12 protein-coding genes are annotated in these 15028 nt (G+C 38.3%); 7 read left to right on the forward strand and 5 right to left on the reverse strand.

Annotated elements, in window-relative coordinates:
- Window position 1: 1 nt before the first annotated feature.
- Window positions 2–817: a GIN domain-containing protein gene (locus ACTJJF_RS19560; RefSeq protein ID WP_312301813.1), complete on the reverse strand. Its 816-nt coding sequence runs from the start codon at window positions 815–817 to the stop codon at window positions 2–4.
- A 242-nt stretch (window positions 818–1059) separates the two neighbouring features.
- Between ACTJJF_RS19560 and ACTJJF_RS19565 the strand changes: the two genes are divergently transcribed.
- The 3 genes from ACTJJF_RS19565 to ACTJJF_RS19575 all read left to right on the forward strand — a co-directional run bounded on the left by ACTJJF_RS19565 (window position 1060) and on the right by ACTJJF_RS19575 (window position 4336).
- A complete protein-coding gene (locus tag ACTJJF_RS19565) occupies window positions 1060–3201 on the forward strand; it encodes a M3 family metallopeptidase (RefSeq protein WP_440700734.1) in 2142 nt (713 codons plus the stop codon).
- A gap of 158 nt (window positions 3202–3359) precedes the next feature.
- Window positions 3360–3737 carry a YchJ family protein gene (locus ACTJJF_RS19570; protein WP_440700735.1) on the forward strand — a complete coding sequence of 126 codons (378 nt, stop codon included), beginning with the start codon at window positions 3360–3362 and terminating at the stop codon, window positions 3735–3737.
- Window positions 3738–3742: 5 nt separating this feature from the next.
- Entirely contained in the window at window positions 3743–4336 is a 594-nt protein-coding gene (locus ACTJJF_RS19575; protein WP_440700736.1) for a hypothetical protein, read from the forward strand.
- 196 nt (window positions 4337–4532) lie between these two features.
- On the opposite strand, the gene ACTJJF_RS19580 is transcribed toward ACTJJF_RS19575, so the two are convergent.
- Together ACTJJF_RS19580 and ACTJJF_RS19585 are read right to left on the reverse strand one after the other, a co-directional pair.
- On the reverse strand, window positions 4533–5033 hold the full coding sequence (locus ACTJJF_RS19580; protein WP_123841201.1) for an FKBP-type peptidyl-prolyl cis-trans isomerase: 501 nt from the start codon (window positions 5031–5033) through the stop codon (window positions 4533–4535).
- Window positions 5034–5205: 172 nt separating this feature from the next.
- Window positions 5206–5457: a VF530 family protein gene (locus ACTJJF_RS19585; RefSeq protein WP_312301803.1), complete on the reverse strand. Its 252-nt coding sequence runs from the start codon at window positions 5455–5457 to the stop codon at window positions 5206–5208.
- A 119-nt stretch (window positions 5458–5576) separates the two neighbouring features.
- Between ACTJJF_RS19585 and ACTJJF_RS19590 the strand changes: the two genes are divergently transcribed.
- From ACTJJF_RS19590 to ACTJJF_RS19600, 3 genes are all read left to right on the forward strand, one after another.
- On the forward strand, window positions 5577–5726 hold the full coding sequence (locus ACTJJF_RS19590; protein WP_440700737.1) for a hypothetical protein: 150 nt from the start codon (window positions 5577–5579) through the stop codon (window positions 5724–5726).
- Between the two features lie 233 nt (window positions 5727–5959).
- On the forward strand, window positions 5960–7165 hold the full coding sequence (locus tag ACTJJF_RS19595) for a metallophosphoesterase family protein (protein ID WP_440700738.1): 1206 nt from the start codon (window positions 5960–5962) through the stop codon (window positions 7163–7165).
- Between the two features lie 3 nt (window positions 7166–7168).
- Window positions 7169–10204 carry an AAA family ATPase gene (locus ACTJJF_RS19600; protein WP_440700739.1) on the forward strand — a complete coding sequence of 1012 codons (3036 nt, stop codon included), beginning with the start codon at window positions 7169–7171 and terminating at the stop codon, window positions 10202–10204.
- A gap of 208 nt (window positions 10205–10412) precedes the next feature.
- Here the strand turns inward: ACTJJF_RS19600 and ACTJJF_RS19605 are convergent, their stop codons facing one another.
- The gene (locus ACTJJF_RS19605; protein ID WP_440700740.1) at window positions 10413–11438 is read right to left on the reverse strand and encodes an LLM class flavin-dependent oxidoreductase; all 1026 of its coding nucleotides are present in this window, start codon (window positions 11436–11438) and stop codon (window positions 10413–10415) included.
- A gap of 151 nt (window positions 11439–11589) precedes the next feature.
- On the opposite strand from ACTJJF_RS19605, the gene ACTJJF_RS19610 reads away from it, so the two are divergent.
- A complete protein-coding gene (locus ACTJJF_RS19610) occupies window positions 11590–12396 on the forward strand; it encodes a hypothetical protein (RefSeq protein ID WP_440700741.1) in 807 nt (268 codons plus the stop codon).
- Window positions 12397–12520: 124 nt separating this feature from the next.
- On the opposite strand, the gene ACTJJF_RS19615 is transcribed toward ACTJJF_RS19610, so the two are convergent.
- Window positions 12521–14659, reverse strand: coding sequence for a DPP IV N-terminal domain-containing protein (locus tag ACTJJF_RS19615; RefSeq protein ID WP_440700742.1), 2139 nt, complete (start codon window positions 14657–14659; stop codon window positions 12521–12523).
- Between the last annotated feature and the right edge of the window lie 369 nt (window positions 14660–15028).

Raw genomic sequence — 15028 nt, forward strand, 5'->3', positions numbered from 1 at the left:
TTTATTGGATGTTTACGCTTCCGCCACTGCTCTCTTCTTTACTCACATTTTGAAGCTCTCCTTTTTTAGCAATATCAACACTTCCTCCGGAAGACGCTCCTGCTTTCACAGAAGACACAGCGCTGATCTGAACATTTGCTCCGCTGGAGGCATCAGCTTCCACATTGTCAGCAATAACACCTTTAGCTGAAACACTGGCTCCCGAAGAAGCACTGATGTCTGCATGCTTTGCTTTTCCGGAAAGGTCAAGAGATGATCCTGAAGATGACTCAATATCAAGATTCACAGCCCATATTTTTCCACTGAAATTACTGCTGCTGCTCACGTTGATATCCATATCATTCGCTTCCAGATCTCCGGAGATACTTCCTGCACTTGAAACCTCTATGTCTGTTTTCTCCTGGGTAAACTTATCTTTTACGTTAATTTTTGCCGCTGAATCAGCAAGAAGCTTTGAAAAGTCTTTAGCATAAATCTTTGCTGTTACTTTATGAATATTCATCACCCTGATACCAGGTTTATAATGAATATGCAGTTTTCCGCCTTCATTGTCCACAAGTATTTCATCAATGATATTCTGAGGAGCAGAAATTTCCACTTTTTCTACATCTGATTTTATCACCTCAGCTTCTATTGCCTGGGAAACCTGAATTTCATCAAAATCCCCATTGAACTCTTTATGCTGTACAGGTCCGCTTTCCGTATTTACTACTTTCTCTACCCAGTTACTTTTTTCCCTGTCTTTTTTCTCATGTCTCTCATTGCATGAGGCCAATACCACTAAGGCTGAAAGAATAAAAAGATTCCTTGTTTTCATATTTATTTCTTTTTTCGATTATTTTTTTGATTTCTTACTTAAAAGACAACTAATTTATAAAAAATATTACATTACTTACGAAAATACCTTAACAGTCTGCAATATAAATTTTCAAAAAGATGCTATACCACTGATGGCAACCCGGAGATCCACAGCAGGCTTTTCTCATGAAATACCTTATCCAAAATATACGCTATGATACAAGTTTTTAATATCTTTATGCTTTAATAACAACTCTATTTATGAAGAATATTTCGTCGGTATTATTAATCTCTGCCTTGGCGTTCAATCAATCTTGTACTACAATGAAACAGACCGATATTCAACAGGAACTTCCTGCTCCTGATCCCTCTTTATCTTCAAATCCATTGATGAAGAAAAGCAAGCTTCAGTATGAAACTCCGGAATTTGACAAAATCAAAAATGAGCATTTCAAACCTGCTTTTGATTTTGGTTTAAAACAACATGAAGCTGAAATAGTAAAAATTGCCAACAACCCGGCTTCTCCAACTTTTGAAAACACCATTGTAGCGTTGGAAAAAAGTGGTGAAGTACTGAAAAGAGCAGTAACGGTGTTCTCGAATCTTACCAGTGCGAATACCAATTCTACCCTTCAGGCCTTAGATGAAGAATATGCTCCTGTTTTTGCAGCCCATTCTGATAAAATGTACCTGAATGAAAATCTTTATAAAAGAATAAAGTCTATCAAAGAAGATGGCCTGGATACTGAAAGTAAAAGACTTGTTCAGTTTTACAAACAAAACTTTGAAATTGCAGGTGCTAATCTTTCGGCAGCAGACAAAGAAAAGCTGAAGCAGATCAACCAGGAGCTGGCCTCTCTTTCTACCCAGTATGCCAACAAATTGCTGGAAGCCAGAAAGCAGGGCGGTGTATTCTTTTCTGATGCAAAAGAACTTGACGGACTTTCCACTGATGAAATTGCAGCGGCAGCAGCTGATGCTAAAACTGCAGGACAGCCCGGAAAATATCTTTTGGCTTTACAAAATACAACGCAACAACCTCTTTTACAGAATTTAAAAAACAGAGCAACCCGGGAGAAGCTTTTCAAGGCATCATGGACAAGAGCTGAGAAAGGTGATGCCAATGATACCAGAGAAACCATTGAAAAACTGGCTAAGCTCAGACTGAAAAAAGCTCAGACGCTTGGTAAAAAGAATTTCGCAGAATGGAAACTTCAGGACCAGATGGCCAAAACTCCTGAAGCCGCCACTAAACTGATGAATCAGATTGCAACTCCGGCAGTGGAGACAGCAAGGCGTGAAGCAAAAGATATCCAGGATCTTATCGATCAGCAGAAAGGAGGCTTCAAAGTAGAGCCATGGGACTGGAATTTCTATGCGGAGCAGGTAAGAAAAGCTAAGTATGATCTTGATGAAAGTGAAATAAAACCTTACTTTGAAATCACAACGGTTTTAGAGAAAGGAGTTTTCTTCGCTGCTGAAAAATTCTATGGACTGACGTTCAAAAAGAGAACAGATCTTCCCGTTTACCATCCTGATGTAGTGACTTATGAAGTTTTTGATCATGATGGAAAATCTATTGCGATCTATTACCTTGATTTTTACACAAGAGATTCCAAGAATGGCGGCGCATGGATGAGTAATTTCGTTGAGCAGTCTTATTTACTGGGCACCAAACCTGTTATTGTGAATTGCTACAATTACCAGAAACCGGCTCCGGGAAAACCTTCATTAATCAGTTATGATGATGTTTCAACAATTTTCCACGAATTTGGTCATTCTATCCACGGAATGTTTGCGAGCCAGAAATATCCTTCTCTTTCCGGAACCAATGTACCGAGAGACTTTGTAGAGTTCCCTTCACAGATCAATGAGCATTGGGCTTTAGATCCTGTTGTTCTGAAGAATTATGCAGTTCATTACGAAACAAAACAGCCGATTCCTCAGGCTTTGGTAGAAAAAATTAAAAAAGCTTCTACTTTCAACCAGGGATACATGACTACTGAACTTGTTTCTGCTGCAGCTTTGGATATGGATTGGCATACAGTAACGAACGAAAGCCAGTTTATTCCTGTTTTAGATTTTGAAAAACAGTCATTGACCAGCCATGGATTCACGTTGGCAACTGTTCCGCCAAGATATCATACGCCTTATTTTGCACACATCTGGGGTGGTGGATACTCTGCCGGATATTACGCTTATTTATGGTCTGAAACATTGGATAATGACGCATGGGAATGGATCAAAAACAACGGTGGATTAACCAGGGAAAATGGTGACCGTTTCAGAAAATATATCCTTTCTGTAGGAAATTCTGTAGACCTTAACCAGGCGTTCAGAGATTTCACAGGCCATGATCCGGATATCAAACCTTTATTGAGAAACAGAGGATTTATTAAATAATATAATGAGAAGCATTCTTTTAGAGTGCTTCTTTTTTTATTCCGATTCTAAGGGTTCTTTTCTCGCAGATCAGAATGTTGGTTTATTTTTTTTAATACGCTAAAAGTCCATTTCTATTGATATTTACTATTTTTGTGGCATTAAAATTTTAAGTAAAGATGAATTGTCCCTGCTGTTCCGGAAAGACCTATGAAGTGTGCTGCAAACCTTATCATACAGGAGAGAAGCATGCTCCTACCGCAGAAGCACTGATGCGTTCACGGTTTTCTGCTTTTGCCATTCCGAATGGTGAATACCTGATGGAAACCACGCTTCCCGGAAAAAGGAAATACCACAATAAGAAAGACCTTCAGGAATGGGGTGAGATCAATCAATGGACAAAACTGGAGATCATTCAGACACCTGCTTTAAACCATGTAGAATTCAAAGCTTATTATACGGATCAGGATGGTGATCCGCAAATCCATCACGAATTTTCCATTTTCCAGAAAATGCATGAACGCTGGTATTATGTTTCAGGTGAATTTTTAGATTAATTGATATGAAGAATTATATGTACACATTGCTGTTTCTGCTTTGCAGTTTCAGTTTTATCCATGCTCAGACTGCTGATGACAAAAAACAAATTGCAGCAGCTGTCACTGATATTTTAAAAGGTTTCCAGACTAAAAACGGAGATCTTATGAATAAATATATAGACAAAACCTACGGTGTGGGTATCCTTTTTAAAAGTGGTGGCGATCTTGGATTTGTATTAAATGAAGATGTTGATTTCGGTATGCCTTTGGGTTATATTCAAAAAGCCTGGAATATAAGGAATGAGTTTCCCATACAGTTTGGTGATGCCACCGGTGAATATGACCCGAAAAATAAGAAGTGGAAAAAAGAAGGATTGTTTGCCCAGTTCAACTCTAATGCTGTCAATAATTATGCTGATCAGTTTTTGGAGCAGTATGCTGTAAAAGACCAGGAGATTTTTAAGATCAATTCGAATGCTAAAAATGTAGTTTTCGTAACGCTTGCTGAGAATACCAGGGAAAAAGCTCCTGTCAACGGATTCAGGTTTGTCATGACAAAGATTGGAGGACAGTGGTTTCTGACGTTTATTGATGTTACGGAATATGATGCGGAATAATGTGGGTAAAATGTGAGAATGCGTTGTAAAACCACCCCGTCAAATCATAGATTTGTCACCCTCCAGCGGAGAATGCCAAACGTATATTAAAGTATAAAAACCACATAGATGCATAGGATTCTTTTGGAAAACGATGTACTATGTGGATTATTTTAGCAAAAAATGTCCGGAAAAAACCGGACATTTTTATTATTTCTTAGTGAGTATCTGTTCCGTCAACTCCGTGAGCATGGCCATGTGCCAACTCTTCTTCTGTAGCCGGACGTGTGTTTAAAACTTCTACCTGGAAATCCAACACTTTCCCTGCCATTGGATGGTTAAGGTCTGCTACTACAACTTCCGGTGTAATTTCTACCACAAACGCCTGGAAATTATTCCCCTGGTTATCGGATAATGGTAAAATAGCTCCTACTGGCGGAAGCCCTGATTCTTTAAACATCTCAACCGGTAACTGTGCAATAGCATCAGGCTGTCTGTCTCCATAAGCTTCCTCAGGCTGAATGGTAAAATCTGCTTTATCACCAGCTTTCAAACCAAGGATATTTTGCTCGAACTTTGGAATCATCATTCCCACACCGTACAAAAATGTAAGTGGATTTTCTGTTGTTGTTTCTTCTACAAGAACTTTACTTCCATCTTCTTCAATGGTGTGAAGTATATACTTTACAGATACAACGTGATTGTTTTCAATTGTCATATTTTTCTTTTTTTTCGTGAGTTCTTTCACGATTAATAGCACAAATATACTGTTTTTGAAATGAATTGATGAGTTTGGAAGCCGGGAGATGGAAGAAGGAAGCTATGAAAGGCATAAAGAACAGTCAGGAGTACCTTTACCTATGATTTCTTTCTTTCAGCTTTCTGGCTTTCTACTTCTTATTCCTGGATTCATCCCTCTTTTTCTGTCTCAGTACAAAAAGATACAGGCTTTCAACCTTGGTTCTTGCCCAGGGTGTCTTTCTTAGAAACTTCAGAGATGAGCTGATACTCGGGTTATCTGTAAAACATTTGATATTGATCTGTTCACCCAATTTCTCAAATCCTTTATAGTATTCTACCAGTTCCTCAAGAATGGCATCAAGTCTTTTTCCGTGTAAAGGATCTTTTGATTTTTCTTCCATAACGATGTAAAATTAAAACATTTTACCAGACTTACCGACTAAAATTGGTTAAGCTCTCAATCTTTAGTATTTTTGATGAAGCTATTGCTTACCTATAAAATTATTTGTCACCAACAATTATGAGCAAAAACAACGAAGCCAACAGGAAAAAAAATAAAAAGAAAATTGATCAGAAAAAACGGAAGATACAAAGTGCCGAAGCAGAAAGGAAAGCACGTTTAAAACAAATTCAGGCAGGTTTCAAAACAAACGAAGATCATCAGCAATGAGAATTGTACGTTGATCCATTTAATTACTTTTAAAAATCCAATTAGGATTGAAACTGGAAATTTGTTTTCAGCTGCCAACAACTTTTTTCGCTGAAGTATTCCTGATCGATTAAGGTAAACCGTATTAAAAAAAGTACAGTTTCATTTATCTTTGAAGACTCAAAAATCATTTCCGGAGAATTCTAAATCTGAATTATACTATTATATTTCTTTTAAACATTGATAAATCTTTTATGAAAATTCTGCATACTGCCGACTGGCATTTAGGAAAACGACTGGACCGCTTTTCCCGTCTTGAAGAGCAAATCCTGGTGATGGAAGAGATCATTGCCATTGCCGATCAGGAAAACACAGACCTTGTGCTTGTTGCGGGAGATCTTTTTGATAATTTCAATCCGGGAGTAGAAGCTGTTGAACTTTTTTATAAGACTCTCAAGCGTTTATCTTTGAATGGTAAGCGTCCGGTGATTGCCATTTCCGGAAACCATGATTCCCCGAACCTGATCAATGCACCTGATCCCCTGGCCCGGGAATGCGGAATCATTTTAATCGGTCATCCTAAAGCTGAGATCACGCCGCTGGATTCGGAACATTTCAGAATTCTGAACTCGAAACCGGGATTTATAGAACTTGCGATTGAAAATATTGATTTTCCTGTAAGAATTCTGCATACCCCTTATGCCAACGAGATCCGTTTAAAGGAATATTTCGGAGAAAATAAAGAGGAGGAAATCAACAAAGTACTTTCACAAACCTGGCAGGAACTTGCAGATGAGTTTTGTGACGCATCCGGAGTTAATCTTCTGACTGCTCATTTATATATGAATAAAAGAGGTGCGGAAATTCTGGAAGAACCGGAAGGTGAAAAGCCTATTAAGATCGGAAATGCCGATCTGATATTCTCTGATGCAATCCCGGAGCAGATCCAGTATACTGCATTAGGGCATCTCCATGGTTTTCAGAACATCGGTACAAAAGAAAAACCGGTAGTTTATTCTTCTTCACCATTATGCTACAGTTTCAGTGAAGCCGGGCAGACCAAATATGTTTCCATTATTGATGCAGAACCGGGAAAGCCTGTTTCGTATGAGAAGAAAGTTCTGAATAATGGCAGAACATTGGTAAGAAAAACATTTTCATCTGTTGAAGATACGGTTCAGTGGCTTACAGAAAACCCCAATACATTCATTGAACTGACGCTGGAAAGTGAAACTTTTTTAACGGCTGATGAAAGAAGACTGCTCTATCAGTCCCATAACGGAATCGTACACCTTATTCCAAGGGTTAAAAACAGGGAACTGACGGAACAGCAAAGCCATGAAATCAATTTAAACCAGAATATTGAGATATTGTTCAGGGAATATTTTAAATCTAAAAACGGAGGGCAGGAAGCCAATGAAGAACTGATGAATTTGTTTAACGAAATTTTAAATGCATAGCCCATGATCCCTGTTCAATTAACTATCGAAGGTTTATATTCTTATCAGGAACGCCAGACCATTGATTTTAAAAATCTTACTGAGGCCGGATTATTCGGTATTTTCGGGGCTGTAGGATCCGGAAAGTCTTCGGTTCTTGAAGCGATCTCATTTGCCTTATATGGAGAAACCGAGCGTCTGAATATGCGTGACAAAAGGGCTTACAATATGATGAATTTAAAATCAAACAGTTCTTACATTGAGTTTGATTTCATCAATTATGAGAATAAACTGTTCCGTGCGACCCGTGATTTTAAACGGAATTCAAAAAAATTCGAAGAGGTAAAACCCAATGCTGTTACTTTTTACCAGTATACTGACAATAAATGGATTCCTTTAGACCATTCCAATGCTGAAGCGATTATAGGTTTGAGCTATTCCAACTTCAAAAGGACGATCATTATTCCACAGGGGCAGTTTAAAGAGTTCCTGGAATTGGGTGCTGCGGAAAGAACCAATATGATGAAGGAAATCTTCAGCCTGCAGCGTTATGATTTACAGAATAATGTTTCTGCACTTCATGTAAAAAACAGGTCTGAACTGGATCAGCTTGAAGGACAACTAAAAGGTTTTGAAGAGATCAATGAAGAAAAAATCCAGGTACAGAAGAATCTTTTGGCAGAAGAACAAAAAAAACTTTCTGAGGCCAATGAAAAACTGGAAAAAATAACGTACAATTATCAACAGCTGAAGAGCCTGAAAAGTGATTTTGAAAGTTTAAAACTGAACAGGGAAAAGTTTGGAATACTCTCCGGACAGAAGCCTGCCATTGATGCACTGGAAATACAAACCAATTTATATGACCGGGTTTTCAGGCTTTTCAATCCTTTGATTGCAGAGAAAAATAAGCTTTCAAAAGAAATTGCAACCAAACAAAATGAAAAAGAACAGCAAAGCAAAATATTACAGGAAACCGAAAAGGCGTTTCAAATACTAAAAGATCAGCTCGCAGCTCTTGAACCTCAGTTTAAAGCCTTAGAGCAATCCAGAATACAGGAGAATGACCTTCACCTGATTATTCAGATTCTCACCTTCAACGATGAAATCAAAATCTTAAAGGAACGGACTCAAAAAGGTTCTGAAAAGGTAAAAGAAGTCAACCTTAATAAGGACAAGATTCAAAAAAAGATTGATGAACTTTCTGCACATATTAAAGCATTAAAGGAACAGAAACTGGATCCGGCTTTGCTTTCTGAAGTTGGGAACTGGTTTATCCAGCAAAAAAGTTTAAAAAAATCTCATTACGATCAAACGGAAAAGATAGGAAAACACCAGAAGCAGATCAGAGAAATTGCAGAGGAATTAAAGCCTTTCAGCTATCATGAGAATTTTAAAGAAGATTTTAAATCCCGAAAGGAAATATTAGAAGTAAAGAAAAAAGAGCTTTCCCACAAACTGGATCATCTGAAGGTTCAGAAAGAACTTTCCCGTTTTGCCAGTGAACTTCATGACGGTGAAAACTGTCCTCTTTGCGGTTCTCAGGAGCATCCGCATATTGTAGAAATTCAGGATGTAAACAATGAACTTCTGGAACTTCAGGAAAGTGTAACAGTGATTGAGCAAGAGATTGGTAAAATTCAAAAACAGGAAGCTGAAATCGATAAAATCCTGGACCGCAAAAAAATATTTGAAGAACAGCTCCGCACTGAGCAGAACACCCTGCTTCAGATTCAGAAAGATCTTGAAAAACATCTGCAGCAATTTACATGGAAGCCTTTTTCCCCGGATCAGGAGGATGACTTTGAAAAAAAGCGCTCCGATTCTTTTGCGCTGGAAAAAAAGGTTGAAGAAACCGACCGGAACATTGCCCTGGAAAGGGAAAATCTGGAAAAGGAAAATCAGCTTCTCGAAAAGTTCAGAACCGCATTAGACGATTTTAAAAACAAAGAACTGAGTAAAGAGGAACAGATCAAAATCAGCCTTTCCAGCCTTAAAATTCTGACCTGGACCGCTTATGAACAAAAGGAAATAGCAGAGGTTGAAAATGCCTATCAGAAACTAGTTGTATCGAATAAAGAAACAGAAGAAAATTACCAAAAGGCAGTACAGCAAGAAAAAATACTTGCTCCTCAGCTCGCTGCACAAAAAACCATTGTCAGCCAGGCTGAAAAGCAGATTGCTGAGCTGGAAAAAGAAATTTCAGAAAACAGAAATAGCATGACCAATGCTTTGGCTGCCCAAAACTTCACGGAGTTTAAAGAAGTCGAAAATATATTACTTCAGGAAATCAATATTGAGCAAAACAGAAATACAATCCAGAAGTTTAACATTGATTTTGAAACGCTGAAGAAATTCATAGAAGAGCTGGAAATAAAACTGAAAGATCTTTCATTTGATGATGAACACTTCTCTCTGACCGAAAAGCTATTCACCGAAGCTCAAGGTGAGCAAAAGCAGATCAGTGATTCTGTGGTAACAAAGACTGCCGAAATAGACCGTCTGGAAAAGGAATACATCAAAAAAGAAAGTCTTCTGAAAGAACTTGCAAAGCTTCAGAAACGTGCTGAAAATCTTAGGCTGATGATGAATCTTTTTAAAGGAGCAGGTTTTGTACAGTATGTTTCATCTATTTATCTGAGACAGCTCTGCGATCATGCCAATGTACGTTTTCACAGAATGACGAGAAATCAACTGAGCCTGCAGCTTAATGAAAATAATGATTTTGAAATTATAGACTACCTCAACGAAGGCAGAAGCAGAAGTGTGAAAACGCTTTCCGGAGGACAGGCTTTCCAGGTATCATTGAGCCTTGCTTTGGCCCTGGCTGAAAGTGTTCAGGCTAATGCACAGGCTGACAAAAATTTCTTTTTTATTGATGAGGGGTTCGGAACCCAGGATACAGAATCAGTGAATATTGTCTTTGAAACATTGACCAACCTGATGAAGGAAAACAGAATTGTGGGAATTATTTCGCACGTTGAAGAGCTTAAAGAGAAGATTCCTAAGGCCCTTACGATTATCAAGGATGAGGAAAGGGGAAGCCTGATTGAAATTATTTAATTTAAAACCACAAAAGTAACAAAAGCTATATTTTAAACTTCAGTTCAACTAAGTAAGTTAAAATGATGCTGAATAAATAAGTTCACAGAAGTTGAAAATCAAAGATTTTCATACAACTAAGGTGTCCTTATCTGCATCATCCTGTTACATTAAAAAACTAAAGTGTCTAAAAACTTTTGCGACTTTTGTGGATAAATTCATACTGTTATTACAATCCCTGTATCATGGGTTTTACTTCATTTCCGAACAGTTCTATAGACTTCATCATGATATCATGAGCAGGATCTCCCACATCCATATGCCCGATAAATCTTGTAATCCCGAAGATCTCTTTCATATAGGCAATTTTATCTGCTACTTCTGCCGGGCTTCCGATAAATAATGCGCCGTCCTTGCTTCTTCCGCCATCGTACTGCATTTTGGTGTAAGGTGCCCATCCTCTTGATGCCCCTATTCTATCCATTTGGGATTTATAGGTATTGAAATATCCGTCTACCATATTCTGATCATCACTCACAAAAGTATGGGAGTGAATGGCAATCTGCATCTTTGAAACATCATGTCCCGCCTTTTGATATTCCTGTTTATAGAACTCAATCAGGTTTTTAAACTGGATCGGCATTCCTCCAATAATTGCTACTACCAACGGCATTCCCAGCTGTGCTGCACTCAGTACAGATTGTGGGGTACCTCCTACAGCTCTCCAGATCGCAAGCTTACCGTCATTTTTTGCCCTTGGATAAACAGTCTGATTCTGCATAGGGGCTCTCAGCTTTCCAGACCATGTCACATTCTCTTCAGTATTTATTTTCAATAAGAGCTCAAGCTTTTCATCGAAAAGTTCCTCATAATCATTTAATGAATATCCATATAAAGGAAAAGATTCAATGAAGCTTCCACGTCCTACGAATATTTCTGCTCTTCCGTCTGAGATCAGATCCAATGTTGAAAAGTCTTCATATACCTTTACAGGTTCTGAGGAGCTTAAAACTGTAACTCCACTTGCCAGTTTTATATTTTTTGTAATACTTGCCGCTGCCGCCAATACCATTTCCGGTGAAGAAACAGCGTAATCCGGGCGGTGGTGCTCGCCCATGGCAAAAACATCAATGCCTGCCTCATCCATCAATTTTACCTGTTCCAGTATTTCACGGATTTTAATTCCTGCATCTCTATATTTTCCGGTTGACTGGTCAAAAGCCAGATCCCCGAACATTCCTATTCCTAATTCCATATTGTTGATTTTAGTGATACAAAATTACGGTAAACCCAAATCAGAAACATTGATGTTTGGTAAGATCGAAGCTTATCCACACAGATTCTCAGTTTACTTTTTTGCCACTGATATAAACTTCTTTATATTTGAGAGCTATAACTTTATGAAAATGAAATCCACACTGACACTTATCCTTCTTCTGATTACTAATTTTTATTTTTCACAAAACAAAACCGAAATCTACGTGATCGGAAATATACATGACAGTGTTCCGAATTACCATCCCAAAATATTATTTGATATCCTCGATAAGATCAAACCTGACATTATCCTTCATGAAGTTGACAGCCAGGGAATGAAAGAATACGAAACAGATAAGAGCATTAAAGGCAATGAGATTACAGCAAGTAATTTATATCTGAAAAAATATCCCGGAACACTGAGACTTCCCTTTGATTTTGAAAACAGGAATCAGTATAGAAAAGAAAAAGGCATGGTACCCGCTGACAACTTATCTGTAAAACTGATTGACAGTTTATACAAAGTAAAAAAACTGACGCAGGCGGAAACAAAACTCTATGAAGGTTTTCTGAACAGTACTAAAGAATTGATGAAAACAGCAGAATTATCGCCTGAAAATTTCAATAATAAGGCAACAGACAAAGTTTCTGAAAGAAGACAGAATGCCCAGTACACAGATTTAATAAAAATCACAGATAGCAGAAAGGAGTTTGCACAACGATTTGCCACTAAACCCAATGGTGAAAAAATAAGCTACAGGGAAGGATTTAAATTAATGTCAGGTTTCTGGGACCTGAGAAATCAGACGATGGCTAAGAATATTTATCATACAGCTGTAAAAAATCCTCATAAGAAAATAGTTGTTCTGACCGGTTTTCTGCACAGGTATTATCTAATTAAAGAATTGAACAGACTTAATAAGGAAAACTATACCGTTAAAGAATTTTATGAGTAACTTACACATAAACACCAACAAGCGAAGATTCCGTAGAAATTATTAAAAATGGTTTTCTGCTAAAACACTTCTGGTGTATTATCGTTAAAATAAAAGCTACCTCATCATGAGATAGCTTTTATATTTATTTTTTCAGATACTGATCAAAATAATCTGTGATTTTCTGCATCAGATGAACTCTGTCTTTTCCGATCACATTATGCGGATGTCCCGGATAAGCAAAATAATCTAACTGAACCCCGTTATCAACCGCAGACTTGATGAACTTTATAGAATGCTGCCAAACCACAACATCATCCTGTGCTCCGTGAATCATTAGTAATTTACCTTTCAGATTCTGAACTTTATCCAGAAGGTTTGCCGTGGCATATCCCTGTGGGTTTTCCTGTGGAGAGTCCATATATCTTTCTCCGTACATGATCTCATACATACTCCAGTCAATTACAGGGCCTCCTGCTACTCCAACTTTGAAGACATCAGGTTTGCGAAGCATAAAGCTTGTTGTCATAAATCCTCCGAAGCTCCATCCATGAATTCCCATTTTGTCAGCATCTACATAAGGAAGCGATTTTAAATAATCTACTCCTTTCATCTGATCATTCATTTCTGTTGTTCCCAGGTTTCTGAAAACAGCCTGCTCAAACTTCATCCCACGGTTGGCAGAACCTCTTCCGTCCATTGTGAAGATAATGTATCCGTTCTGAGCCATATACTCATACCATAGGTTTCCTGATGCCGGGAAAGTATTGGTGATCAGCTGCAGGTGAGGTCCGTTGTATAGATAGACAATTGTCGGGTATTTTTTGTTAGGATCAAAATTCGTTGGAAGAATAATTTTTCCGTACAATGGTGTTCCGTCATCGGCTTTTAATTCTACGTTTTTAATTTCGGGTCTCTGATAGTTCTTTAATGGGTTTTCAGAGGTAAGGATATTGGTAGATTTTAAATTAGCGGTATTAATGATACTGGCAACTCTTGGGGTATTGGCATTGCTGTAGGCATCATAGATATAATTCCCGTCACTGCTCAGAATCCCGGCGTGCATTCCTTCTGCAGAATCCAGTCTCTGCATTTTGAAATTCGTCCAGTTGATCTTATACAGGTGTCTTTCTAAAGGAGTTTCTTTAGTGGATGTAAAATAGATTTCCTTTTTCTTCTCATTGAATCCTAAGATTTCTGTTACCAGCCAGTCTCCTTTTGTGATCTGTGCCACCAATCCTTTCTCCAGACTGTAGTGGAAAAGGTGATTGTATCCTGTTCTCTGACTTTGCCAGATAAAATCAGTATTGGAATTCGGGAAGAAAGTAAGGGGACGCTGTGGTTCCACATATTTACTGTCTGTTTCCTCGAATAAAGTTTTCACCAGTGCTCCGGTAGCGGCATCATACTGGTTCATTTTCATATGATTCTGACCTCTGTTCAGTACTGCTACAAAGATATATTTTGAATCCGGGCTCCATGTTACGGATGTCAGATACTGATCTTTTTCTCCTTCAACTTTCAGGAACGTAGTTGCCTGGGTTTTGATATTGAAAACACCCAATGTTACCTGATGAGAGGTCTGACCCGCCATCGGGTATTTAATATTGTGGTTTACGGCAGGCGTTACAGACCAGTCGATGATCGGGTAATCGGCCACCATGCTTTGATCCATTCTGTAGAAGGCTACGCTTTCTGAGTTCGGAGCGGGAAAAATTCCGGTATCAATTCCGAATTCATTTCTGTGAACTGCCTGGCCGCTGATGATATTTTCATTAGCCTCATTGGTTACAGCAATCGTTTTTCCGTTTTTATTGACAAATAAATTATTCTTTGCGGTAAAGGCAAAAGTCTGACCGTCACCAAACATTTTTATGTTGGCCGCATCCTGGTCTATTGCTGCAGAACTTTTTACTTTCCAGTCGTTTCCTGATTTTTCGATCCAGGACATTTTCCCTCCTGTGCTGAAATATCCCTGAGATGTTCCGGTAAATTTAATGGCAGGAACAGCCTTCAGCTTATCATTAGAAAGATGTCTGTTCAGCTGAGATAAAGATATCAGGGTATCCTGTTTATTGGTTTTCAGGTCTGTAATCAGATATCCGCCTTTTACTGCCTGAATATAAGATTTGCTGTCTGCAGCCCATGAAAACTGTGAAATATTTTTCACTGCAAGGTTGGTTCTCATCCCATTTACAGCCTCCGCCATGGTAAACTTCTGGGTCTGGGCCCATACTGAACCTCCCAGAACCAGCATCAATAAAGAAAATCTATGTAATTTCATTGTATAAAATTGAATCCTTCAAAAATAAGAAATAAAAACCATCCGTTAAGAAATGTTAAAATAAAACATTCATAAAATGAAATTACTGGGTTGAAGGAAATTATTTCTTAACTTAATAGTAGAAATTGATAAAGGGTGTTATTGAAGTCTAAATCTTGATAAGGTAGCTTGGGAGCCTTATTTCTCGCCATGACGGCTGAGGTAATGAGGAGAAAGGCCCTAGCCCCGATAGTAACGGTTACCCCGCAGCATGAACCGGATAGCAGATGGGATGAAGTTATGGAAGCGCCCAGGAGCGAGGAGTATGAGTGGATAGCGGGAAAAAGCTCCTAAAAACGATAAATGAAATGCAGAGTGCAGTATGAAGAT

It is taken from the genome of Chryseobacterium sp. 22458 (assembly GCF_052044975.1).
Taxonomy (GTDB): Bacteria; Bacteroidota; Bacteroidia; order Flavobacteriales; family Weeksellaceae; genus Chryseobacterium.

Coding starts and splice junctions, on each gene's coding strand:
- ACTJJF_RS19560 (WP_312301813.1), bottom strand. CDS start 817: ATGAAAACAAGGAATCTTTTTATTCTTTCAGCCTTAGTGGTATTGGCC.
- ACTJJF_RS19565 (WP_440700734.1), top strand. CDS start 1,060: ATGAAGAATATTTCGTCGGTATTATTAATCTCTGCCTTGGCGTTCAAT.
- ACTJJF_RS19570 (WP_440700735.1), top strand. CDS start 3,360: ATGAATTGTCCCTGCTGTTCCGGAAAGACCTATGAAGTGTGCTGCAAA.
- ACTJJF_RS19575 (WP_440700736.1), top strand. CDS start 3,743: ATGAAGAATTATATGTACACATTGCTGTTTCTGCTTTGCAGTTTCAGT.
- ACTJJF_RS19580 (WP_123841201.1), bottom strand. CDS start 5,033: ATGACAATTGAAAACAATCACGTTGTATCTGTAAAGTATATACTTCAC.
- ACTJJF_RS19585 (WP_312301803.1), bottom strand. CDS start 5,457: ATGGAAGAAAAATCAAAAGATCCTTTACACGGAAAAAGACTTGATGCC.
- ACTJJF_RS19590 (WP_440700737.1), top strand. CDS start 5,577: ATGAGCAAAAACAACGAAGCCAACAGGAAAAAAAATAAAAAGAAAATT.
- ACTJJF_RS19595 (WP_440700738.1), top strand. CDS start 5,960: ATGAAAATTCTGCATACTGCCGACTGGCATTTAGGAAAACGACTGGAC.
- ACTJJF_RS19600 (WP_440700739.1), top strand. CDS start 7,169: ATGATCCCTGTTCAATTAACTATCGAAGGTTTATATTCTTATCAGGAA.
- ACTJJF_RS19605 (WP_440700740.1), bottom strand. CDS start 11,438: ATGGAATTAGGAATAGGAATGTTCGGGGATCTGGCTTTTGACCAGTCA.
- ACTJJF_RS19610 (WP_440700741.1), top strand. CDS start 11,590: ATGAAATCCACACTGACACTTATCCTTCTTCTGATTACTAATTTTTAT.
- ACTJJF_RS19615 (WP_440700742.1), bottom strand. CDS start 14,659: ATGAAATTACATAGATTTTCTTTATTGATGCTGGTTCTGGGAGGTTCA.